Raw genomic sequence first — 21,995 nt, forward strand, 5'->3', positions numbered from 1 at the left:
TCAGAAGTCAGAAGTCAGAAGTCAGAAGTCAGAAGTCAGAAGTCAGAAGTCAGAAGTCAGAAGTCAGAAGTCAGAAGTCAGAAGTCAGAAGTCAGAAGTCAGAAGTCAGAAGTCAGAAGTCAGAAGTCAGAAGTCAGAAGTCAGAAGTCAGAAGTTGGAAGTTGGAAGCCAGGGGTAGGGCGGGCATCGCCGCCGTTCCCGGCTTCTATTAACCCGGCAACCGAATATGCCAGGTTAATAATAGCGCTTCGCTAAGGAACGATAGGGGGCCGATGGTGGACAGCGGGTCGCAGGGGAAGGGAGGGGCGATGCCTGAGGAGGCGGACATTCTCGTCGAGCTGCGTGACGTCACCACCCGCTTCGGCGATCATGTGGTGCATCAGGGGCTGAATCTGGAGGTGCGGCGGGGCGAGATCCTGGCCCTGGTCGGCGGCAGCGGCAGCGGCAAGACCACCTTGCTGCAGGAGATGATCATGCTGCGCCGGCCGAGCAGCGGTTCGATCCGCCTGTTTGGCGAGGAGTTGACGGCGGCGTCGTCGGCGCGCGCCCTGGCGTTGCGCCGGCGCTTCGGGGTGCTGTTCCAGCACGGCGCGTTGTTCAGCGGCCTGAGCGTGCTGCAGAATGTCGCCGTGCCGCTGCGTGAGCACACCCGTTTCGGCGAGGATTTCATCGAGCAGATCGCGCTGCTCAAGATCCGCCTCGCCGGTCTGCCGCCCGAGGCAGCCGGGCTCTATCCCAGCGAACTGAGCGGGGGCATGATCAAGCGGGCCGGCCTGGCGCGGGCCATGGTGCTGGATCCGCAACTGCTGTTTCTCGACGAGCCGACCTCAGGCCTCGATCCAGCCAGCGCCGATGCCTTCGATGCCCTGGTGCGGCGTCTGCAACAATGGTTGGGGCTGACGCTGGTGATGATCACCCATGATCCGGTCTCGCTGTGGAACCTGGCGGACCGGGTGGCGGTGCTGGGCGAGGGACGCATCGTCGCCGTGGGGCCGATGGCCGAGCTGGAGGACGTGGCGCATCCGGCGGTGCAGGAGTACTTTCAGGGCGAACGCGCGCGCCGTGCGCGGCAGGGGTGACGGATGGAGACCCGGATTCAATACGTGCTGGTGGGGCTGTTCGTGGTGGTGCTGGGGGCGCTCGGCATCGGCATCAGCCTGTGGCTGGCCTTCGGCGACTTCGCCCAGGAATACCGCCTGTACCATGTCTACATGACCGAGTCGGTGTCCGGTCTCTATGTCGATGCCCCGGTACGCTTCCGCGGCGTGGAGGTCGGCAAGGTGCGCGCCCTGGCGCTCGATCCCGAGAATCCGGAGCGGGTGGTGCTGACCCTGGCCGTCAAGCCGGATGTGCCGATCCACGTCGACACCGTGGCGACCCTCAACGTGCAGGGCCTGACCGGCATCGCTTCCATCGAGCTCTCCGGCGGGCGCCGCGATTCACCCCTGCTGGAGGCAAGACCCGGCGAGGAGTACCCGGTGATCCACACCGGACCCTCGCTGTTCCGGCGGCTGGATGCCAGTGTCTCCGAGCTGCTGGCCAACCTCAACCAGGTGTCTCGTGACCTGCACAGCCTGCTCAGCCCGGAGAACCGGGTGCGCTTTGCCAATCTGCTCGGACATCTGGAGGCGCTGAGTGCCAGCCTGAGCAGTCGGCGGACGGAACTGGCGGAGGGTATCGGCCATGCCTCCACGGCCTTCGCCCGCCTGGCCAGCGCCGGGGAGACGCTGCCGGTGCTGATGCAGCGTCTCGAATCCAGCGCCATGGCCGTGGAGGGCAGCGCCGGGGCGTTCGCCGAGGCCAGCCGGGTGCTCAAGCAGGAGGCCGGGCGCAGCGGTGCCGAACTGCGGCGCATCGGCAGCGAGTTGCTGCCGCAGGTCAGCCAGCTGCTGGAGGAGCTGAGCAGCCTGACCGGCAGCCTGCAGCGGATCAGCGAGCGCATCGAGGAGGATCCGCGCAGTATCATCTACGGGCCGCAGCTGGAGCTGCCCGGCCCCGGGGAAGAACGACCATGAAGAGCCTTGCATCATCCGCCCTGCGACCGCTCTGGCCGCTGTTCCTGCTGGTCCTGGCCGGTTGCAGCCTGCTGCCCGGAGCCGAGCCGGTCGCCGTGCAGCGCTATGCCCTCGGCCCGCTGGCAGCCACCCCGGCAGGCAACGAAGCCACCGGGCCCACGCTGCTGCTGGCGGCGCCGCGCGCCCTGGCCGAGGTCGCCACGCCGCGCATGCTCTATCAGCGGGAGGGGCATCGGCTCGCCTATTTTGCCTACAGCCGCTGGGCCGACGAGCCGGCGCGGATGCTGGCCGAGCGCCTGGTCGAGGCCCTGGAGGACAGCGGGCGTCTCGCTGCGGTGGTGCGGCCGGGCACGCCGGTGCAGGCCGATCTGCGGCTGGAGACGGAACTGCTGGCCTTCGTGCAGGATTTTCACCAGACGCCGAGCCGATTCCACATCCGCCTGCGTGCCCGGCTGGTCGATCCCGTCCGCCGGCGGGTGGTGGCCAGCCGGCTGTTCACCGCCGAGGCCGAGGCGCCGAGTGACGATCCCGCCGGTGGCGCCGCTGCCGCGGAGCGGGCCAGCCGCTCCCTGGCCGGCGAGGTGGTCGCCTTCGTGCTCCGGCAGTTGCCGATCGAGCGATGAGGGCGGAGGGGGTGCGGGTGGTGCTGGTCGAGACCAGCCACCCCGGCAACATCGGCGCGGCGGCGCGGGCCATGAAGACCATGGGCTTGCGGCGGCTGTATCTGGTGGCACCCGGGGTGTTTCCTTCGGCCGAGGCCACGGCGCGCGCCTCTGGGGCGGACGACCTGCTGGCCGAAGCCCGGGTCTGCGCCAGCCTGAATGAGGCGCTCGCCGGCTGCAGCCTGGTGATCGGGGCCAGCGCCCGGCTGCGATCCCTGCAGTGGCCGCAGCTCGATCCGCGCGAATGTGCCGCCCGGGTGGCGGCGGAAACGGCGCAGGGCGAGGTGGCGCTGGTGTTCGGCCGCGAGCGTTCCGGATTGAGCAATGCCGAGCTGGAGCGCTGTCATTTTCTGGTGCACATCCCCACCCATCCCGACTATTCCTCGCTCAACCTCGCCCAGGCGGTGCAGGTGCTGGCCTATGAGCTGCGGATGACCGAGGCGCCGCCGGCGGCGCCGGAGGCCGAGTTTCCGCCGGCCACGGCCGAGGAGATGGAAGGGCTCTACGCCCACCTCGAACAGACCCTCTACGATCTGGAGTTCATCAGTCCCGACCGTCCCGGCCGCATGATGCGCCGCCTGCGGCGCCTGTTGCAGCGCGCCCGCCCCGACCGCAACGAGCTGAACATCCTGCGTGGCATCCTCAGTGCGGCCCAGGCCAAGGCCCGTCGCGAGTGATCCGATACGCCGCCGTGCTGCAAACGGCGGGATAAATCCCCTTTCCCTCAATGGGTTGACGTGGGCAGGCGCGGCGTGACGCGCTACAATGTCCAGTCGGTCCCACCCGGCGGCGCCGCCGAGGCGTCCCGCAGCTCCAGGGGGAGTCATGTTCGATCGTCTGCGCGAAGACATCCGTTGTGTGTTCGACCGTGATCCGGCGGCGAGGCACACCTTCGAGGTCGTCACCACCTATCCGGGCGTGCATGCGCTGATCATGCACCGGGCCAGCCATGCCCTGTGGAATGCCGGTCTCAAGTGGCTGGCGCGCTGGCTGGCGATGTTCTCGCGCTGGTTCACGGGTATCGAGATCCATCCCGGTGCGCAGATCGGCCGGCGCTTCTTCATCGACCACGGCATGGGGGTGGTGATCGGCGAGACCGCCGAGATCGGTGATGACTGCACCCTCTACCATGGCGTCACCCTGGGTGGCACCAGTTGGAAGAAAGGCAAGCGTCATCCGACCCTGGGTAACGATGTGGTGATCGGCGCCGGGGCCAAGGTGCTGGGGCCGATCACCATTGGCGACGGGGCGCGGGTCGGTTCCAATGCCGTGGTCCTCAAGGACGTGCATCCCAATGCCACGGTGGTCGGCGTGCCCGGCCGGGTGGTCGAGGCGCGCAGACCCGTGGAAAAGAGCGAAACCCGCGAGGCGATCGCCCGCAAGATGGGCTTCGATGCCTACGGCACCACCAAGGAGATGCCAGACCCGGTGGCCACCGCCATCAATGCCATGCTCGATCACATCCACGTCATGGACAAGAAGCTGGAGGAGGTCTGCCGCGGGCTGAAGGGGCTGGGCGCGGAGGTCGCCGATCTGCAGCTGCCGGACCTCGGGCCCTGCGAGATCAGTAGCACCTCGCCGGTGCAGGAACTTGAGCCAGATCAGGAAGAGGGGGATTCCAACAGCAGTCGTGCGGACAATTCTTGACTGTTTTACTAGGGTATGGCACATTGCCTGCCATCGACGCAACGCATTCTAGCACTGGAACCTCAAGGTATGAAACTCACGACCAAGGGACGCTACGCCGTCACGGCCATGCTCGACCTGACCCTGCACTCCGGCAACGGGCCGGTCAAGCTGGCCGAGATCTCCGGGCGCCAGGAGATTTCGCTCTCCTACCTGGAGCAGCTCTTCGCCCGGCTGCGCAAGGGTGGGCTGGTGGTCAGCACCCGTGGCCCCGGCGGCGGCTATTCGCTGAGCCGGCCGGCGGACGAGATCGCCGTGGCGGACGTGATCCTCGCCGTGGACGAGAATATGGACACCACTCGCTGTGGCGGCATGGGCAACTGCCAGAACGACCTGCCCTGCCTGACCCATGAGCTCTGGACCGAGCTGAGCAATCAGATCCGCAGCTTTCTCAGCGACATCACCCTGGGTCAGCTGGTGCGCAACGCCAACGTGAAGCAGGTGGCGGAGCGCCAGGAACAGGAACTGCAGGCGCCCTCGATCGAAGTGGCCGTGGTGGAAAAGCCCGCCGAGGCGTCCTGAGGGGCGGGGGCAGCGGGGTCGGCATGCAGCAGGTCTACCTCGATTACAACGCCACCACCCCGCTCGACGAGGGGGTGCTGGAGGCCATGCTGCCCTATCTGCGCGAGCAGTTTGGCAATCCCTCCAGCGTGCATGCCACCGGCCGTCTGGCGCGGGCCGCCATCGACCGGGCGCGTCAGCAGGTGGCGGAACTGGTCGGGGTCGCGCCGGGCCAGGTGATCTTCACCAGTGGCGGCACCGAGGCCAACAACCTGGCGCTCTGGGCGCGCTGCGCGGCGGCGAAGGCACCGGGGCGGCTGGCGGTGAGCGCCATCGAGCACCCCTCGGTGCTGGCCCCGGCCGAGGCCTGGGCGGCCCGTGGCTGGCAGCTCGATCGCCTGCCGGTCGATGCCGACGGGCGTCTCCAGATGGCGGCGCTGGAGCGCAGCCTGGCGTCTGGCACCGAGCTGGTCTCGGTGATGCTGGCCAACAACGAGACCGGCGTGTTGCAGGACATCCCGGCCATCGCCGGGCGGGTGCGGGCCGCCGGCGCCGTGCTGCATACCGATGCGGTGCAGGCCGCGGGCAAGCTGCCGCTGGATTTCGCCGCCAGCGGGGCGGGGCTGATGAGCCTCTCGGCGCACAAGATCTATGGTCCCAAGGGCGTCGGCGCGCTGATCGTCGACAGGGCCCTGGAGCTGGTGCCGCTGCTGGTCGGCGGCGGCCAGGAACGCGGCCTGCGCGCCGGCACCGAGAACCTGGCCGGGATCGTCGGTTTCGGGGCCGCCGCGGAGCTGGCCCGCCAGCGCCTGAGGCAGGATGCCGAGCGGCTGCGCGCGCTGCGCGAGCGGCTGGAGGAACAGCTGGCGGCGCTGCCGGGAGTGAGCCTGTTCGCGCGCGCCGCGCCGCGGCTGCCGAACACCCTGCAGCTGGCACTGGACGGCATCGACGGCGAGGCTCTGCTGTTGCAGCTGGATCGCGAGGGCCTGGCGGTTTCCAGTGGCTCGGCCTGTTCCAGCGGCAGTACCGAACCCAGCCATGTGCTGACGGCGATGGGGGTCGAGGCGCAACGGGCGCGCGGCGCCATCCGCATCAGCCTCGGGCGACACAGCAGCGAGGCCGACATCGATCGTCTGGTCGGGGTGTTGCGCCGGCAGCAGGAGTGGGCTGCCCGGGCCGCGGCCTGGTAGGAAGACGGAATTCTTGAATCAATACGACACGGTGGCAATGACATCATGACTATCGAAGTACCGATCTATCTGGACTACAGTGCGACCACCCCGGTCGACGAGCGGGTGGCGGAGAAGCTCTGTGCCTGCCTGACCCGGCGCGGCGAATTCGGCAACCCGGCCTCGCGCAGCCATCCCTTCGGCTGGAAGGCGGAAGAGCTGGTGGAAGAGGCACGCGCCCAGGTGGCGGCGCTGGTCAACGCCGACCCGAAGGAGATCATCTGGACCTCCGGCGCCACGGAGTCCGACAACCTCGCGATCAAGGGTGCGGCCCACTTCTACAAGAAGAAGGGGCGGCACATCGTCACCGTGAAGACCGAGCACAAGGCGGTGCTGGACACCTGCCGCCAGCTGGAGCGCGAGGGCTACGAGGTCAGCTACCTGGAGCCGGAGGAGAGCGGTCTGCTGGATCTGGACAAGTTCCGCGCGGCTCTGCGCGAGGACACCATCGTTGCCTCGGTGATGCACGTCAACAACGAGATCGGTGTCATCCAGGACATTGCCGCCATCGGTGCCATCTGCCGCGAGCGTGGCATCGTCTTCCATGTCGATGCGGCGCAGAGCGCGGGCAAGGTGGAGATCGACCTGAAGTCCATGCCGGTCGACCTGATGAGCTTCTCGGCACACAAGATCTACGGCCCCAAGGGTATCGGCGCGCTCTACGTGCGGCGCAAGCCGCGCATCCGCCTGGAGGCGCAGATGCACGGCGGCGGCCACGAGCGCGGCCTGCGTTCCGGCACCCTGGCCACCCACCAGATCGTCGGCATGGGCGAGGCCTTCCGCATCGCCAGCGAGGAAATGGCCGAGGAGATCCCGCGCATCCGTGCGCTGCGCGATCGGCTCTGGGCCGGCCTCAGCGAGATGGAGGAGGTCTATGTCAACGGCGATCTGGAACAGCGGGTGGCCGGCAATCTCAACGTCAGTTTCAATTTCGTCGAGGGCGAGAGCCTGATCATGGCCCTGAAGGACATCGCCGTGTCCTCCGGCTCGGCCTGTACCTCGGCCTCGCTGGAGCCGAGCTACGTGTTGCGCGCCCTGGGCCGCAACGACGAGCTGGCGCACAGCTCGATCCGGTTCACCATCGGTCGTTACACCACCGAGGAAGAGATCGACTACACCATCGAACTGGTCAAGGACAAGGTGGGCAAGCTGCGCGAACTGTCGCCGCTGTGGGAGATGTACCAGGAGGGTATCGACCTGGACTCCGTGCAGTGGGCCGCGCACTGAACCCGATACGTGAACAGAGACTTTCAGGAGAAGCAGCATGGCATACAGTGACAAGGTCATGGACCACTACGAGAATCCGCGCAACGTGGGTACCCTGGACAAGAACGACAGCAGTGTCGGCACCGGCATGGTCGGCGCCCCGGCCTGCGGCGACGTGATGAAGCTGCAGATCAAGGTCAACGAGGAGGGCGTGATCGAGGACGCCAAGTTCAAGACCTATGGCTGCGGCAGCGCCATCGCCTCCTCCAGCCTGCTCACCGAGTGGGTGAAGGGCAAGACCCTGGAAGAGGCCGGCCAGATCAAGAACACCGACATCGCCGAGGAGCTGGCCCTGCCGCCGGTGAAGATCCACTGTTCGGTGCTGGCCGAGGACGCCATCAAGGCGGCGATCAGCGATTACCAGGGCAAGCAGGGCAAGAACGGCTGAGGCGGAGATCGAGATGGCGATTACACTGACCGACGCCGCGGCGGAACACGTCCGGCAGTTCCTGGCCAACCGGGGCAAGGGCATGGGCCTGCGCCTGGGAGTGAAGACCTCGGGCTGCTCCGGCATGGCCTATGTGCTCGAGTTCTGTGACGAGCCGGCGGCCGAGGACGTGGTCTTCGAGTCGAACGGCGTCAAGGTGGTGGTCGATCCCAAGAGCCTCGTCTATCTCGATGGCACCGAACTCGACTATGGCAAGGAGGGTCTCAACGAGGGCTTCCGCTTCAACAACCCCAACGTCAAGGATAGCTGCGGTTGCGGCGAGAGTTTCAACGTCTAGCAGGCTGTCGGACCCAGCGCAGTAGATCAGACCTGAGACCGACAGGTTGCTAGCCCGGCTGGACGGGACGATGTCGAACGAACTGACCCGCAACTATTTCGAGCTGTTCGCCCTGCCGGAGCAGTTCGAGCTGGATCGCGCGGCGCTGGATGCCCGTTACCGCGAGCTGCAGCGCAGCGTCCACCCCGACCGCTTCGCCAGCGCCGGTGATCAGCAGCGACGCCTGTCGATGCAGCTGGCAGCGCGCATCAACGAGGGCTACCGGGTGCTCAAGGATCCGCTGGCCCGGGGCCGTTACCTGCTGGAACTGCGCGGCCTGGAGAGCATCGACGAGCAGGCCACCCATCAGGACGCGGCATTCCTGATGGAGCAGATGGAGCTGCGCGAGGCGCTGGAGGCGGTCAGGGACAGTGCCGACCCCTTCGCCGCCCTGAACGAATTGCTGGCGCGCATCCAGGCCGGCAGCGAGGCGCAGACGGCCCGTCTTGCCGCGCTGTTCGCGGAACAGCCGGAGGGGGTGCCGGAGGCGGCCCTGGAGACCCTGCAGCGCATGCAGTTCTTCCGCAAGCTGGAGCAGGAAGCGGAAGAGCTGGAAGCCGAACTCGAAGACCTATAGCCTGGATATTGCACCAAGGCGGCCCGAATGATCGGAATACAGATTATCAACCCGGCAACTGAATATGCCGTGTTCAGGGCTTCAGGCCTGTTCCGGGACAAGGCGCGGCCCGCCGGCAAGGGTCGGTCTCCTTGCCAAGGGCCGGACGGCATATTCAGTTGCCGGGTTGATAGTATACAAAGCCGGGAGGCTCGCAGATGGAGCCTCATGGCGGAGAACAGCTTGTGCCTATTCGATTTCAGGACGCATCTGGCTGCGCATCCTGGCCGATCTCCCTTGAACCATAGCCATGGCTATGCTTCCGCAGGCGATCGGCCAGGCTGCTATGCCAGCTCCGCCCTGAAAATCAAATCCTTGGTGCAATATCCAGGCTAGCCAGTGCGCCTGAAGGCGCGACGCGGAAGCGAAGACACCCATGGCATTACTCCAGATCGCAGAACCCGGCCAGTCCAGCGCCCCCCACCAGCACCGGCTGGCGGCGGGCATCGACCTCGGCACCACCAATTCGCTGATCGCCAGCGTGCGCAGCGGTCAGGCCGACACCCTGCCGGACGACCAGGGCCGCCATCTGCTGCCCTCGGTGGTGCGCTATCTGCCGGACGGTGGCGTGGAGGTCGGTTTCGAGGCCCTGGCGGCGGCGGCCGAGGATCCGCTCAACACCATCGCTTCGGTGAAGCGCTTCATGGGCCGCGGCGTGGAGGACGTCAAGCAGCTCGGTTCACGCCTGCCCTACGAATTCGTCGCCGCCGAGGGCGGCATGCCGCGCATCCGCACCCTGGCCGGCGAGGTCAGCCCGGTCGAGGTCTCGGCCGAGATCCTGCGGGTACTGCGCGACCGTGCCGAGCGCAGTCTGGGCGGTGAGCTGACCGGGGTGGTGATCACCGTGCCGGCCTATTTCGACGATGCCCAGCGCCAGGCCACCAAGGACGCCGCGCGGCTGGCCGGGCTGCAGGTGCTGCGCCTGCTCAACGAGCCGACCGCGGCGGCCGTGGCCTACGGCCTGGACCGCCAGTCCGACGGGGTGATCGTGGTCTACGACCTGGGCGGTGGCACCTTCGACGTCTCGGTGCTGCGTCTCAACAAGGGGGTGTTCGAGGTGCTGGCCACGGCCGGCGACACCGCCCTCGGCGGCGACGACATGGATCGCGCCATCGCCCGCTGGATCATGGACCAGGCCGGCATCGCCGACGATGCCGACCACCGCCAGATGCGGCGCCTGATGCGTGACGCCTGTGCCGCCAAGGAGGCCTTGACCACCGCCGACAGCGTACCGCTGAAGCTGGAACTGGCGGACGGTTCCCACTGGGAAGGCGAGCTGAGTCGCGAACAGATGAATGCGCTCGTCGATCAGCTGATCAGCAAGACGCTCGGTCCCTGCCGCCGCGCCCTGCGCGACGCCGGCATCAAGGCCGACGAGGTGAGCGAGATCGTCATGGTCGGCGGCTCCACCCGGGTGCCGCGGGTGCGCGAGCGGGTCGCCGAATTCTTCGGGCGCCAGCCGCTCACCGACATCGACCCGGACAAGGTGGTGGCGGTCGGCGCCGCCATCCAGGCCGACATCCTGGCCGGCAACAAGCCGGACGAGGAGATGCTGCTGCTGGACGTGATCCCGCTGTCGCTGGGCATGGAGACCATGGGCGGCCTGGTGGAGAAGATCATCCCCCGCAACACCACCATCCCGGTGGCCCGGGCCCAGGAGTTCACCACCTTCAAGGACGGCCAGACGGCCATGGCCCTGCACGTGGTGCAGGGCGAGCGCGAACTGGTCAGCGACTGCCGCTCGCTGGCCCGCTTCGAGTTGCGCGGCATCCCGCCCATGGTGGCCGGCGCGGCGCGCATCCGCGTCACCTTTCAGGTCGATGCCGACGGCCTGTTGAGTGTCACCGCCGAGGAACAGACCAGCGGCGTGCAGGCTAGCATCGAGGTCAAGCCTTCCTACGGTCTCTCCGACAGCGAGATCGAGACCATGCTGCGTGATTCCATGGAACACGCCCACGACGACATGGCGCTGCGTCGGCTGCGCGAGCAGCAGGTCGAGGCCGACCGCGTGCTGGAGGCCATCGAGTCGGCGCTGGCCAGCGACGGTGATCAGTTCCTGTCGGCCGAGGAGCGCCGACGCATCGATCAGGCGGTGGCCGAGCTGCTCGCCGTCAAGCAGGCCGACGATCCGCGGGCCATCAAGCGTGCCATCGAGGCGGTGGAGAAGGCCAGCGAGGATTACGTGGCACGGCGCATGGACGCCAACATCCGCAAGGCCATGGCCGGCCATCGCATCGACGAATACGAGACCGAGAAGACGACATGACCCGCATCATCGTTCTGCCCCATGAAGAACTCTGCCCGGACGGCGCCGTGATCGAGGCCAGCCCCGGCGAGACCCTCTGTGACGCCCTGCTGGAGAACGGCATCGAGATCGAGCATGCCTGCGAGAAGTCCTGTGCCTGCACCACCTGCCACGTCTATGTGCGCGAGGGGCTGGGCTCGCTGAACGAGGCCAGCGAGGACGAGGAGGACATGCTCGACAAGGCCTGGGGGCTGGACCCGGATTCGCGGCTCAGCTGCCAGGCGGTGGTCGACGACGAGGACCTGGTGGTGGAGATACCCAAGTACACCATCAACATGGTCAGCGAAAGCCACTGAGCCCACGCCGCGAGGAGTCTGCCATGAGCCTGAAATGGACCGACAGCCTGGAGATCGCCATCGCCCTCGACGAGGCCCACCCCGAGGTCGATCCCAAGTACGTCAATTTCGTCGAACTGCGCCAGTGGGTGCTGGCGTTGGACGAGTTTGACGACGACCCCGAACATTCCGGCGAGAAGATCCTCGAGGCCATCCAGATGGCCTGGATCGAGGAACGCGAATAGCACTGATTCCCGCCCGTCTTTCCCTCGGCTTTGTGTTACTATTTGATCCCGTTTTTTCAGTACGTTAATCGAATGCAACGGCGCTGGACGCCACCGGGCGAAACAGGATGACCGGGGACAGACTCAATCTGCTGAATCACGACCGCCGCGGGCTGGAGGCGCGTTTCGCCGAACTCGGTGAAAAGCCCTTCCGTGCCCGGCAGATCCTGCAGTGGATCTACCAGCGCAACGTCGACGACTTCGCGGTCATGACCGATCTCAGCAAGGCGCTGCGTGCCCGGCTCGCCGACTGTGCCGAGGTCCGTCCGCCGGAGGTGGTGATGGACCGCGACTCCGACGACGGCTCGCGCAAGTGGCTGCTGCGTCTGGCCGACGGCAACTGCATCGAAACGGTGTTCATCCCCGGCCCTGACCGAGGCACCCTGTGCGTTTCCTCCCAGGTCGGCTGCGCCCTCAATTGCAGCTTCTGTTCCACCGCCACCCAGGGCTTCAACCGCAACCTGGAGGTGAGCGAGATCATCGGCCAGCTGCTGATCGCCAATCGCCTGCTGGGTGCCGGCGAGGCAGGCGCCCGGCCGGTGACCAATGTGGTGATGATGGGCATGGGCGAGCCGCTGCTCAACTTCGACAACGTGGTGGCAGCCATGTGGCTGATGCGTGACGACCTCGCCTTCGGCCTGTCCAAGCGTCGCATCACCCTCAGTACCTCGGGCATCGTGCCGGAGATGGACCGTCTGCGCGAGGCCTGCGACGTCAGTCTGGCGGTGTCGCTGCACGCCACCAACGATGCCCTGCGCGACGAGCTGGTACCGATCAACCGCAAATATCCCATCGCCGAGCTGCTGGCTGCCTGCCGGCGCTACGTTGGCGACGACGGGCGCCGCCGGGTGACCTTCGAATACGTCATGCTCGACGGCATCAACGACAGCGACCGCCACGCCCGCGAGTTGCTGCGCCTGCTGGAAGGGGTGCCGTCGAAGATCAATCTGATCCCCTTCAACCCCTTCCCGCACACGCGTTATCGGCGTAGCCGGCCGGAACGCATCCTCGCCTTCCAGGAGATCCTGGCCCGCGCCGGCATCGTCACCATCACCCGCAAGACCCGGGGTGACGACATCGATGCCGCCTGTGGCCAGCTGGCCGGCGACTTCCGGGACCGGACCCGGCGCCGCGAGAGCCGGCTGCAGACACGACTGCAGGAGGGGCTGTACTGATGCGGCTGTCCCCTCTGCCGCTGCTGCTGGCGCTGCTGCTGGCCGCCTGCACCTCGACCCAGCCGCGGCGTACAGTCGAGGGCCGTTCGCCAGCCGAGATCAACACCGAGCTGGGCATCGGCTACATGCAGCGCGGCATGCTGGCGGTCTCCATGGAGAAGCTGCAGAAGGCCATCCGCCAGGATCCGCAGCTGCCTGCGGCCCACAATGCCATCGCCGTGCTCTACGAGCGGCTCGGCGAGAACGACAAGGCCGAGGCGCATTTCCGCAAGGCGTTGAGGCTGGATCCCGGGTTCTCGCGGGCCCACAACAATTTCGGCACCTTCCTCTGCCGCCGTGGCCGCTGGCCGGAGGCCGAGGCGCACTTCACCACGGCGGCGGCCGATCCGCTCTATCCCCAGGCGCTCATGGCCCTGGCCAATGCCGGTATCTGTGCCCAGGGTGCCGGCGACCTGGACAAGGCCGAGGACTACCTGCGCCAGGCCCTGAATCACAATCCCCGCTTCGCGGTTGCACTGCTGCAGATGGCCAGGCTGACCTTGGCTCGTGGCCAGTACCTGCGGACCCGCGCCTATCTGCAGCGCTACCAGGAGGTCGCCCGCCACACCCCGGAGAGCCTGTGGCTGGGCATTCAGGCGGAGCGGGCGCTGGGCGACCGGGATGCCGCCGCCAGCTACGCCCTGCTGCTGCGCAACAAGTTCCCGGATTCGGAACAGGCCCGGCTGCTGCGCGAACAGAACCGGCATGACGGAAACGGACGCTAGAGAGGAGGCGGCGGAAGGCGCGCCTCCCGGCCCGGGATCCCGTCTGCGCGAGGCGCGGGAGGCGAGGTCCCTGGCGGTGATGGACGTCGCCGTGCAGCTCAACCTCGACGCCTGGATCATTGAGGCGCTGGAAGCCGACGACCATGCACGGCTGCCGGCGCCGATCTTCGTGCGCGGCTATTTGCGCAGCTATGCCAAGCTGGTCGGCCTGCCGCCGGAGGCGCTGCTGGCCGACTACCGGCCGCCCGCCAGCGAGCCGCCCGGGGGGCGTGCGCCGGACCTGTCCCGCCGTCCTTCCCTGCGTCTGCCGCGCATCCCCTGGAAGATGCTGTTCCGGCTGCTCCTGCTGGCGCTGTTCGTCGGCCTGGGCATCGTCTACGGTCCGCGGCTGTGGGAGCGTTTCGGCGCGGTCGACGAGGAGGCGCCTGCATCCGGCCGTCTGCCGCTGCCGCCCTCGAAGACCCTGCCGGTCCCGGCTCCGGCCCCCGAATCCGCGCCCTCCCGGGTCTTGCCGCTGCCGCCGCCCGCGACCACGGCGCTGGCGGATGGGGACAAGGCGGGGGCGCCGCCGGCTGCCGACGAAGCCGGCGCAGCGGCGGACAGCGCCGTCGCGCCGCCCGCGGCCGTACCCGCCGTCGCGGACGGCCCGCTGGACATCGAGATGACCCTGGTCGCCGACAGCTGGGTGGAGGTGCGCGACGCCCGTGGCCGGCGGCCGGTCTACGGCCTGCTGCGCAAGGGCAGCACAAGGCGTTTCCGCGCCGTGCCGCCGGTGGCGGTCAAGCTCGGCAATCCGCCCGCCGTGCGCCTGAAACTGGATGGCGAGCCCTACGACCTGAGCGGGTATAATCCCGGCAGCGTGGCCCGCTTCACCCTGAACCGGCAGCGCTGACCGGGTTCCGCACGGCACTCCGTAAACCGTCTACACAACCCGGCCGCGGCCCACGCCGCCCGGCCGGCAGGATCGATCAAGGCATGGCGAAGAAGGGAAAGAGCATACAGGCGATTCGCGGGATGAACGACATCCTGCCCGAGCAGACGCCGGTCTGGCAGTGGCTGGAGGGGACGGTGCGCGAGCTGTTGCAGGGTTACGGCTATCGCGAGATCCGCATGCCGGTACTGGAGAAGACCGAGCTGTTCAAGCGTTCCATCGGCGAGGTTACGGATATCGTCGAGAAGGAGATGTACACCTTCGAGGACCGTAATGGCGATAGCCTCACCCTGCGGCCCGAGGGTACCGCCGGCTGCGTGCGGGCCGGCATCGAGCACGGCCTGCTGTACAACCAGATCCAGCGCCTCTGGTACCTGGGGCCGATGTTCCGCCATGAGCGGCCGCAGAAGGGCCGCTACCGGCAGTTCCACCAGATCGGCGTCGAGGCCTTCGGCATGCCGGGGCCGGACATCGACGCCGAGCTGATCCTGCTCAGCGCACGGCTGTGGCGGGCGCTGGGTCTGGAGGGGGTGCGTCTGGAGCTGAACTCGCTGGGCAGCCCCGAGGCCCGGGCCGCCTACCGCCAGCGGCTGGTGGATTATCTGCAGGCGCACCGCGAGCAACTCGACGAGGACAGCCTGCGCCGCCTGCACAGCAATCCGCTGCGTATCCTCGATTCCAAGAACCCCGAGATGCAGGCGCTGATCGAGGCCGCGCCGCAGCTTGCCGAGCATCTGGATGCCGCCTCGCAGGAACACTTCGAGCAGCTCCGTGCCCGGCTCGATATGGCGGGCATCGACTACCGGATCAATCCGCGCCTGGTACGCGGCCTGGACTACTACAGCCGCACGGTGTTCGAGTGGGTCACCGACCGGCTCGGGGCTCAGGGTACGGTCTGCGCCGGTGGCCGCTACGATGGCCTGGTGGAATACCTCGGCGGCCGGCCCACGCCGGCGGTCGGTTTCGCGCTCGGCATCGAGCGGCTGATCGCCCTGCTCGAGGCCCAGGGGGCGACCCCCCCGGCACCGGCACCGCATGCCTATCTGGTGCTGGTCGGTGACCAGGCGCAGCCGGCCGGGCAGGTGCTGGCCGAGCGGCTGCGCGATGCCTTGCCGGGCTTGCGCCTGCTTGTAAACTGTGGCGGTGGCAGCTTCAAGGGCCAGTTCAAGCGCGCCGATCGCAGCGGCGCCGCGCTGGCGCTGATCCTGGGCGAGGACGAACTCGCCGCCGGCCTGCTCGCCATCAAGCCGCTGCGGGGCGAAGGGGAGCAGTGCCATGTGACGGAACAGGAGGCGCTGGACCGGCTGCGCAGCCTGCTCGACGCGGAGCAACAGAACCTATTGGGGGCACGTTGACAGGCCCTGGCAAATCGGATCGGGAGAGAAGACGGTGGATGTATACAAGACAGAAGAGGAACAGGGGGAAAACCTCAAGAAATGGCTGCGCGAGAACGGTGCCTCGCTGGCGACCGGCATCCTCTTCGGCCTGGCGGTGTTGTTCGGCGGCAAGGCCTGGATGGAGTATCAGCAGCGCCAGGCGGAGCAGGCCTCCAATCTCTATGCCCAGCTGACGGCCGCCGTGGCGCGCAACGACGAGGCGGCAGCCACCTCCCAGTACGAGGCGATGATCAAGGATTTCTCCGCTTCGCCCTATGCCGTGCTCTCCGCGCTGCAGATCGCCCGGTTGCAGCTCGGTCAGGAGAACGCCGAGGCGGCCCGTGCCCAGCTGCAATGGGCCTACGAGCATGCCGAACAGCCCGGTTTCCGCCAGGTCGCCCGGTTGCGCCTGGTGCGGGTGCTGCTCGGCCTCGATCAGCTGGATGCCGCCCAGGCCCTGCTGGATGCCGCCGAGGCGGGAGCCTTCGCTGCCAGCGTTGCCGAGCTGCGCGGCGATCTGGCCATGGCGCGCGGTGACCATGCGGCGGCCCATGCCGCCTACGAGCAGGCACTGGCCGCGCTGGAGCCGGATGCGCCAGGCCGGGCATTGCTCGAGGCCAAACGTGACGACGCGGTGCGTGTGGATACCGAAGGGGCCGCTTCGTGATCCTCAGACTGCTGCTGGGAATGGTGCTGCTCGGCCTGGCCGGTTGCAGCTGGCTGCCGGGAAGCGAGGAGGACAATGCCGAGCCGCCGGCCGAACTGCAGCCGATCACGGCCAGCGAGGTGACGCTGCGGCCGCTTTGGAAACGTGATCTGGGCGACGGCACCGGCGGCCAGTTCATCCGCCTGCGGCCGGCGCTGGATGGTGGCCGGCTGTTCGCCGCCGACAACAAGGGCCGGGTGGTGGCCTTCGAGGCGGAGAGCGGCGCCCCCCTGTGGAGTGTCGAGACCGGTATCGCCGTCTCCGGCGGGGTCGGGGTCGGCGAAGGCCTGGTCCTGGTCGGCGGCGACGAGGCCGAGGTGGTGGCGCTGGACTGGCGCGACGGCAGCGAGGTCTGGCGCAGCACGGTCAGCAGCGAGGTGCTGGGAGCACCGGCTGCCGCCGGCGGCGTGGTGGTGGTGCAGAGCGTGGATGGCAACCTCACCGGTCTCGACGCGGCGAGCGGTGAGCGGCTCTGGGTGTTCGACCGCACCGTTCCCGTGCTCTCGCTACGGGGTACCAGTTCGCCGGTGCTGGTGGAGGGCTATGCCATCACCGGTTTCGCCAGTGGCAAGCTGGTGGCGCTGGAGCTGAAGCGCGGCCTGCCGCTGTGGGAGACGGCCGTCGCCGTGCCGCGCGGGCGTTCCGAGCTGGACCGCATGGTGGATATCGACTCGCCGCCGGTGGTCCGTGGCGGGCTGATCTACAGCGTCACCTACCAGGGCCGGGTGGCCGCGGTGCAGGGTGGCAATGGCCGGCTGATCTGGGCGCGCGACATGTCGTCCTTTGCCGGACTGGCTGTGGACTTCCGCCAGCTCTACGTCAGCGACGCCAGCAGTGACATTTGGGCGCTGGACCGGCGCAACGGCGCGGCACTGTGGCGCCAGGACGCCCTGCACAACCGCATGATCACCGCGCCGGTGGTGGCCGGCGATCAGCTGGCGGTGGGCGATTTCGAAGGCTATCTGCACCTGCTGTCGCGCAGCAGCGGCGAGATCCAGGCCCGGGTGCGCGTCGATGACGCGGGCATCCTGGCGCCGCCGGTGGTGGATGGTGATCGCCTCTATGTGTTCGGCAACGGTGGCACCCTGGCCGCCTACCGCGTCGAGCCGCGCTGAGCGCCGCCGGCCGCGCCCTGGAGTGGGAGCCGAATAACATGCTGCCCGTCATCGCCCTGGTGGGGCGACCCAACGTCGGCAAGTCGACCCTCTTCAACCGACTGACCCGCAGTCGCGACGCGCTGGTCGCGGACCTGCCGGGGCTGACCCGGGACCGCAAGTACGGCGAGGGGAGGCTGGGCGAGCGCCCCTATCTGGTGGTCGATACCGGCGGCCTGAGCGGTGACGAGGTCGGTATCGATGCCCTGATGGCCCGCCAGTCCTGGCAGGCGGTGGAGGAGGCCGATGCCATCATCTTTCTGGTCGATGCCCGCGACGGTCTGACCGCCACCGACCAGGCCATCGCCGATCGTCTGCGGCGCACCGCCAAGCCGGTCTACCTGGCCGTGAACAAGACCGACGGTCTCGATCCGCAACTGGCCCTGATCGATTTCCATGCCCTGGGACTCGGCGATCCCCTGCCGATTGCCGCTGCCCACGGTCATGGCGTGCGCCAGCTCATCGAGCGGGTGCTGGACGAGCTGCCGGAGAGGGAGGTTCCGGACGCGGCGGCGGAGAGGCAGCAGGGCATCCGCATCGCCCTCATCGGCCGTCCCAATGTCGGCAAGTCCACCCTGCTGAACCGGATCCTCGGCGAGGAGCGGGTGGTGGCCTACGATCAGCCAGGCACCACCCGCGACAGCGTCTATGTGCCCTTCGAGCGGGACGGCAAGCACTACACCCTGATCGACACCGCCGGGGTGCGGCGCCGCAGCCGCATCGGCGAGGCGGTGGAGAAGTTCAGTGTCATCAAGGCGCTGCAGGCGATGGAGGCGGCCCATGTCACCATCCTGGTGCTCGATGCCCAGGCCGGGATCGCCGATCAGGACGCGACCCTGGCGGGGCTGGCCGCCGAGGCCGGCCGGGCGCTGGTGGTGGCGGTCAACAAGTGGGACGGTCTCGATGCCGAGGCCCGCGAGCGGATCAAGCAGGATCTCGATCGCAAGCTGCCGTTTCTCGGCTTCGCCGAACTGTTCTTCATCTCGGCCCTGCATGGCAGTGGTGTCGGTGAGCTGTTCGACGCCGTGCAGCGCTGCTATGCCTCGGCCACGGCACACTTCTCCACCGCCGAGCTGACCCGACTGCTGGAACAGGCGGTGCAGGAGCACCAGCCGCCGCTGGTGCGCGGGCGGCGCATCAAGCTGCGTTATGCCCACCAGGGCGGTCAGAATCCCCCGCTCATCGTCATCCACGGCAACCAGACCGAGCGGGTGCCGGACAGTTACCGGCGCTATCTGGTCAACTTCTTCCGCCACCGGCTGCGCCTGGTCGGTACCCCGATCCGCATCGAGTTTCGCACCGGCGACAACCCCTACAAGGACAGGCGCAACACCCTCACCCCACGCCAGGTGCACAAACGCAAGCGGCTGATGAAGAAGGTCAAGGCCGGCCGGCAGAAGAAGCGGCGCTGAAGCCGCGGCCAGTCAATGCCGCTTGTGTAAATGCCCCGATGGAGTAAGCTGGGAATCGAGTCCTCTCATGCTGCATGCCTGTTCCCACAGGCGATGTGTGTGAAATGCGGTCCCTTTCCTTCCTGCCCGATCCCGGCAGGAGCCCAGCGGAAACCCTCCCATGACCTCAGCATCCAACAAGCGCCACGCGGAAGGATCGGAAGCCAGCCGCTACCGGGCGATGTTCGATGCCACCGGCGAGGCGATCCTGCTGATGGACGGCATGCGGCTGGTCGACTGCAATGCCAGGGCACCGGAGATGTTCGGTTGCAGTCGGGCGGAACTGCTGCAGCGTCCGCCTCATCTGCGCTCGCCGCTGTTTCAGCCGGACGGCGAGACCTCGGCCGCCAAGGCCACGGCCCTGCTGGTGGCCGCCGCAGGCGGTGTCCCCCAGCACTTCGAATGGCAGTACCTGCGCAGCGACGGCAGCCTGTTCACTGCCGAGGTGAATCTCAACAGCGTGGAATGCGACGGTTGCCGGCAGGTGGTCGCGGTGCTGCGCGACATCACCGAGCGCAAACGCTATGAGCTGGAACTGGAGGCACGCAACGAGTCCCTGCGGCTGCTCAACCGGATCTCCGAGAGCCTGCATCGCTCGCCCGAGATCGGCAGCATCGCCGAGCACACCATCGAGGCATTGCTGAGTTACAACCGGCCGCCGATGGTCGCCGTCTATCTGCTCGACAGCGACGGCGAGGAACTCAGGCTGCTTGCCAACCACGGTTTCAGTGACAGGGCGCTGCGCGCCGGCTCGCGGCTGTCGATCCGGGACAGCCTGAGCGGTCTGGCGGTGGTGGGCGAGCAGCTGCTCTGGGCCGAGGACATCCGCCAGGACGGACGCCTGCAGGCGGCCTCGCGCGACGCCTTTCTGGCGGCCGGAGTGCGCACCCTGGTGGCCGTGCCACTGCTCTACCAGAACGGGGCGCTGGGTGTTTTCCTGCTCGGCTTCCGCGAGACCCGCCGATTGCCACCCCATGAACGCGACATCCTCAACGCCATCGGGCGTACCGTCGGTCTGGCCATGGCCAATGCCCGCAACCTGCAGGGCCTCAAGGCAGAGATGAAGGTGCGCCTGCGCACCGAGGAGGTGCTGCGCGAGAGCAACGAGCGTTACCAGGCCTATATCGCCAACAGCAGCGACGGTATCGTGCGTTACGATCTCGAGCCGCCAGTGCCCATCGATCTGCCGGTGGGAGAGCAGATCCGCCTGATCGGCGAGCGTGGCCGGATCGCCGAGGTCAATCCCCAGGCATTGAAGATGCAGGGTTACCGTCATGCCGAGGAAGTGGTCGGTGAACCGCTCGGCAGTCATGCGGCCGAGCCGCGGCAGATCGCCGACGCCATAGACGACTTCGTCCGCCACGGTTACCGTCTGTCGCGCTTCGAGGCCGGCATCCGCAATGTCGACGGCAGTGTGGCCTGGGCGGAGATTTCCGCCATCGGCATGGTCGAGGGACAGAAGCTGGTACGGATCTGGAGTACCCTGCGCGACATCCGCGAACGGCGCGAACACATGGCGAAGCTGGAATATCAGGCGACCCACGATGCCCTGACCGGTCTGCCCAACCGCAAGTGGCTGGTCGGCCGCATCGATGAGCGGCTGCAGGCGCCGCAAGGGCATCGGGCGGGGCTGGCCCTGTTGCTGATCGATCTGGACCGCTTCAAGGAGATCAACGATACCCTCGGTCATCACGTCGGTGACCTGCTGCTGCAGCAGGTCGGTCCCCGGCTGACCCCGCTGCTGGCCGGAGGTGTCGGTGACATCGCCCGCCTTGGCGGGGACGAGTTCGCCATCCTGCTCTACGGGGTCGAGGATCGGCAGCGGCTGGAGGCGCAGATCCAGCGGCTGCTCGACGCCATCCATTCCTCCTACCGGCTGAATGGCATGGATCTGGAGGTCGGCGCCAGTGCCGGCATCGCCCTCTATCCACAGCATGGTGCCGATGCCTCCACCCTGTTGCGTTGCGCCGATGTGGCCATGTATCTGGCCAAGAAGGAGGCCAGCAACTATGCCTTCTACCGGCCGGAGCAGGACGACTACACGCCACAGCGCCTGCTGCTGATGACCGAGCTGGGCAACGCGGTGCGCAGCGACCAGCTGTGCCTGTATTTTCAGCCCCAGGTGGGGCTGGACCCCAGGCGGCCGGTCGGCTTCGAGGCCCTGGTGCGCTGGCAGCATCCGCGGCGTGGCCTGCTGCTGCCCGGTGACTTCATCCCGCTGGCCGAGATCAGCGAGCACATCGGCCCACTGACCCTGTGGGTGATCGATCATGCGCTGGCTCAGTGGCGGCTGTGGCATGAGCAGGGCATGGACTGTTCCATCGCGGTCAATCTCTCTCCCCGCAATCTGATGGACGAGCGCTGTCCCGCCAATATCCGCCGCCTGTTGGAACGGCATGGCGTCGATCCGCACTGCCTGGAGCTGGAGATCACCGAGAGCGCGATCATCGCCGACCCCGATCGGGCGTTGCTGGTGTTGAACGAGATCCATGCCCTGGGTGTGCGGCTGGCGATCGACGATTTCGGCACCGGTTATTCCTCGCTGTCCTATCTCAAGAAGCTGCCCATCGACAGTCTCAAGATCGATCTCAGCTTCGTCCGCAACATGCTGGACGACGACCAGGATGCGGTGATCGTCAATTCCACCGTCAATCTGGCCCACAACCTCGGTCTGCAGGTGGTGGCCGAGGGTGTCGAGGATCGGGAGACGCTGGATGTCCTGGCAGCCATCCGCTGTGACCAGGTACAGGGTTTCCATATCGGCCGGCCGATGCCGGCAGAGGCGGCCCTGGCCTGGTGGCAGGGGGCCGCGAAGGACTGAAGGCTGGTATCCCC

Annotated in this window: 22 protein-coding genes; all 22 read left to right on the plus strand. The window is 67.5% G+C overall.

Annotation, left to right across the window (positions count from 1 at the left end; genetic code table 11):
* Positions 1-308 precede the first annotated feature (308 nt).
* The 22 genes from QVG61_RS03920 (at position 309) to QVG61_RS04025 (ending at position 21,981) form a co-directional block, all read left to right on the plus strand.
* Positions 309-1,079 (plus strand): ATP-binding cassette domain-containing protein, encoded by a 771-nt coding sequence (locus QVG61_RS03920; RefSeq protein WP_289932021.1) that lies wholly within the window; start codon positions 309-311, stop codon positions 1,077-1,079.
* 3 nt (positions 1,080-1,082) lie between these two features.
* On the plus strand, positions 1,083-2,015 hold the full coding sequence (locus tag QVG61_RS03925) for an MlaD family protein (RefSeq protein ID WP_289932022.1): 933 nt from the start codon (positions 1,083-1,085) through the stop codon (positions 2,013-2,015).
* Positions 2,012-2,638, plus strand: coding sequence for an ABC-type transport auxiliary lipoprotein family protein (locus tag QVG61_RS03930; RefSeq protein ID WP_289932023.1), 627 nt, complete (start codon positions 2,012-2,014; stop codon positions 2,636-2,638). Before QVG61_RS03925 ends, QVG61_RS03930 begins: the two co-directional genes overlap by 4 nt.
* Entirely contained in the window at positions 2,635-3,354 is a 720-nt protein-coding gene (gene trmJ, locus QVG61_RS03935; RefSeq protein WP_289932024.1) for a tRNA (cytosine(32)/uridine(32)-2'-O)-methyltransferase TrmJ, read from the plus strand. Before QVG61_RS03930 ends, trmJ begins: the two co-directional genes overlap by 4 nt.
* Positions 3,355-3,502: 148 nt before the next feature.
* Entirely contained in the window at positions 3,503-4,324 is an 822-nt protein-coding gene (gene cysE / locus QVG61_RS03940) for a serine O-acetyltransferase (protein WP_289932025.1), read from the plus strand.
* 69 nt (positions 4,325-4,393) lie between these two features.
* Entirely contained in the window at positions 4,394-4,885 is a 492-nt protein-coding gene (locus QVG61_RS03945; protein WP_289932026.1) for a Fe-S cluster assembly transcription factor, read from the plus strand.
* Between the two features lie 23 nt (positions 4,886-4,908).
* Positions 4,909-6,054: a cysteine desulfurase family protein gene (locus QVG61_RS03950; RefSeq protein ID WP_289932027.1), complete on the plus strand. Its 1,146-nt coding sequence runs from the start codon at positions 4,909-4,911 to the stop codon at positions 6,052-6,054.
* A 42-nt stretch (positions 6,055-6,096) separates the two neighbouring features.
* Positions 6,097-7,320: an IscS subfamily cysteine desulfurase gene (locus QVG61_RS03955; RefSeq protein WP_289932711.1), complete on the plus strand. Its 1,224-nt coding sequence runs from the start codon at positions 6,097-6,099 to the stop codon at positions 7,318-7,320.
* Positions 7,321-7,357: 37 nt separating this feature from the next.
* Positions 7,358-7,747, plus strand: coding sequence for a Fe-S cluster assembly scaffold IscU (gene iscU / locus QVG61_RS03960; protein WP_289932028.1), 390 nt, complete (start codon positions 7,358-7,360; stop codon positions 7,745-7,747).
* Between the two features lie 13 nt (positions 7,748-7,760).
* Positions 7,761-8,084, plus strand: a complete 324-nt coding sequence (iscA, locus tag QVG61_RS03965; protein ID WP_289932029.1) for an iron-sulfur cluster assembly protein IscA — start codon at positions 7,761-7,763, stop codon at positions 8,082-8,084.
* 70 nt (positions 8,085-8,154) lie between these two features.
* Complete coding sequence (gene hscB / locus QVG61_RS03970) at positions 8,155-8,700, plus strand: Fe-S protein assembly co-chaperone HscB (protein WP_289932030.1); 546 nt, start codon at positions 8,155-8,157, stop codon at positions 8,698-8,700.
* 415 nt (positions 8,701-9,115) lie between these two features.
* A complete protein-coding gene (gene hscA / locus QVG61_RS03975; RefSeq protein ID WP_289932031.1) occupies positions 9,116-11,005 on the plus strand; it encodes a Fe-S protein assembly chaperone HscA in 1,890 nt (629 codons plus the stop codon).
* Positions 11,002-11,340, plus strand: a complete 339-nt coding sequence (gene fdx / locus QVG61_RS03980; protein WP_289932032.1) for an ISC system 2Fe-2S type ferredoxin — start codon at positions 11,002-11,004, stop codon at positions 11,338-11,340. The genes hscA and fdx overlap by 4 nt, the downstream gene beginning before the upstream one ends.
* A 23-nt stretch (positions 11,341-11,363) precedes the next feature.
* The gene (gene iscX, locus QVG61_RS03985) at positions 11,364-11,564 is read left to right on the plus strand and encodes a Fe-S cluster assembly protein IscX (RefSeq protein ID WP_289932033.1); all 201 of its coding nucleotides are present in this window, start codon (positions 11,364-11,366) and stop codon (positions 11,562-11,564) included.
* Positions 11,565-11,671: 107 nt separating this feature from the next.
* A complete protein-coding gene (gene rlmN, locus QVG61_RS03990; RefSeq protein WP_289932034.1) occupies positions 11,672-12,778 on the plus strand; it encodes a 23S rRNA (adenine(2503)-C(2))-methyltransferase RlmN in 1,107 nt (368 codons plus the stop codon).
* The gene (gene pilW / locus QVG61_RS03995; RefSeq protein ID WP_289932035.1) at positions 12,778-13,542 is read left to right on the plus strand and encodes a type IV pilus biogenesis/stability protein PilW; all 765 of its coding nucleotides are present in this window, start codon (positions 12,778-12,780) and stop codon (positions 13,540-13,542) included. The genes rlmN and pilW overlap by 1 nt, the downstream gene beginning before the upstream one ends.
* Positions 13,523-14,434 (plus strand): helix-turn-helix domain-containing protein, encoded by a 912-nt coding sequence (locus tag QVG61_RS04000; RefSeq protein WP_289932036.1) that lies wholly within the window; start codon positions 13,523-13,525, stop codon positions 14,432-14,434. Before pilW ends, QVG61_RS04000 begins: the two co-directional genes overlap by 20 nt.
* Before the next feature lie 83 nt (positions 14,435-14,517).
* A complete protein-coding gene (gene hisS / locus QVG61_RS04005; protein ID WP_289932037.1) occupies positions 14,518-15,828 on the plus strand; it encodes a histidine--tRNA ligase in 1,311 nt (436 codons plus the stop codon).
* A gap of 34 nt (positions 15,829-15,862) precedes the next feature.
* Entirely contained in the window at positions 15,863-16,516 is a 654-nt protein-coding gene (locus QVG61_RS04010; RefSeq protein ID WP_289932038.1) for a tetratricopeptide repeat protein, read from the plus strand.
* Positions 16,513-17,670 carry an outer membrane protein assembly factor BamB gene (gene bamB, locus QVG61_RS04015; protein ID WP_289932039.1) on the plus strand — a complete coding sequence of 386 codons (1,158 nt, stop codon included), beginning with the start codon at positions 16,513-16,515 and terminating at the stop codon, positions 17,668-17,670. Before QVG61_RS04010 ends, bamB begins: the two co-directional genes overlap by 4 nt.
* Before the next feature lie 38 nt (positions 17,671-17,708).
* Positions 17,709-19,121 (plus strand): ribosome biogenesis GTPase Der, encoded by a 1,413-nt coding sequence (der, locus tag QVG61_RS04020; RefSeq protein WP_289932040.1) that lies wholly within the window; start codon positions 17,709-17,711, stop codon positions 19,119-19,121.
* Positions 19,122-19,281: 160 nt separating this feature from the next.
* Complete coding sequence (locus QVG61_RS04025; RefSeq protein WP_289932041.1) at positions 19,282-21,981, plus strand: EAL domain-containing protein; 2,700 nt, start codon at positions 19,282-19,284, stop codon at positions 21,979-21,981.
* Positions 21,982-21,995: the final 14 nt, after the last annotated feature.

This window comes from Thiohalobacter sp. IOR34, from assembly GCF_030406045.1.
Taxonomy (GTDB): Bacteria; Pseudomonadota; Gammaproteobacteria; order Thiohalobacterales; family Thiohalobacteraceae.

What these genes read in the sequence shown, in the direction of transcription:
- QVG61_RS03920 (WP_289932021.1), top strand. Translation starts at nt 309, where the DNA reads ATGCCTGAGGAGGCGGACATTCTCGTCGAGCTGCGTGACGTCACCACC.
- hisS (WP_289932037.1), top strand. Translation starts at nt 14,518, where the DNA reads ATGGCGAAGAAGGGAAAGAGCATACAGGCGATTCGCGGGATGAACGAC.
- QVG61_RS03930 (WP_289932023.1), top strand. Translation starts at nt 2,012, where the DNA reads ATGAAGAGCCTTGCATCATCCGCCCTGCGACCGCTCTGGCCGCTGTTC.
- rlmN (WP_289932034.1), top strand. Translation starts at nt 11,672, where the DNA reads ATGACCGGGGACAGACTCAATCTGCTGAATCACGACCGCCGCGGGCTG.
- hscA (WP_289932031.1), top strand. Translation starts at nt 9,116, where the DNA reads ATGGCATTACTCCAGATCGCAGAACCCGGCCAGTCCAGCGCCCCCCAC.
- iscX (WP_289932033.1), top strand. Translation starts at nt 11,364, where the DNA reads ATGAGCCTGAAATGGACCGACAGCCTGGAGATCGCCATCGCCCTCGAC.
- QVG61_RS03950 (WP_289932027.1), top strand. Translation starts at nt 4,909, where the DNA reads ATGCAGCAGGTCTACCTCGATTACAACGCCACCACCCCGCTCGACGAG.
- cysE (WP_289932025.1), top strand. Translation starts at nt 3,503, where the DNA reads ATGTTCGATCGTCTGCGCGAAGACATCCGTTGTGTGTTCGACCGTGAT.
- pilW (WP_289932035.1), top strand. Translation starts at nt 12,778, where the DNA reads ATGCGGCTGTCCCCTCTGCCGCTGCTGCTGGCGCTGCTGCTGGCCGCC.
- iscA (WP_289932029.1), top strand. Translation starts at nt 7,761, where the DNA reads ATGGCGATTACACTGACCGACGCCGCGGCGGAACACGTCCGGCAGTTC.
- der (WP_289932040.1), top strand. Translation starts at nt 17,709, where the DNA reads ATGCTGCCCGTCATCGCCCTGGTGGGGCGACCCAACGTCGGCAAGTCG.
- QVG61_RS04000 (WP_289932036.1), top strand. Translation starts at nt 13,523, where the DNA reads ATGACGGAAACGGACGCTAGAGAGGAGGCGGCGGAAGGCGCGCCTCCC.
- fdx (WP_289932032.1), top strand. Translation starts at nt 11,002, where the DNA reads ATGACCCGCATCATCGTTCTGCCCCATGAAGAACTCTGCCCGGACGGC.
- QVG61_RS04025 (WP_289932041.1), top strand. Translation starts at nt 19,282, where the DNA reads ATGACCTCAGCATCCAACAAGCGCCACGCGGAAGGATCGGAAGCCAGC.
- trmJ (WP_289932024.1), top strand. Translation starts at nt 2,635, where the DNA reads ATGAGGGCGGAGGGGGTGCGGGTGGTGCTGGTCGAGACCAGCCACCCC.
- QVG61_RS03945 (WP_289932026.1), top strand. Translation starts at nt 4,394, where the DNA reads ATGAAACTCACGACCAAGGGACGCTACGCCGTCACGGCCATGCTCGAC.
- iscU (WP_289932028.1), top strand. Translation starts at nt 7,358, where the DNA reads ATGGCATACAGTGACAAGGTCATGGACCACTACGAGAATCCGCGCAAC.
- hscB (WP_289932030.1), top strand. Translation starts at nt 8,155, where the DNA reads ATGTCGAACGAACTGACCCGCAACTATTTCGAGCTGTTCGCCCTGCCG.
- QVG61_RS03925 (WP_289932022.1), top strand. Translation starts at nt 1,083, where the DNA reads ATGGAGACCCGGATTCAATACGTGCTGGTGGGGCTGTTCGTGGTGGTG.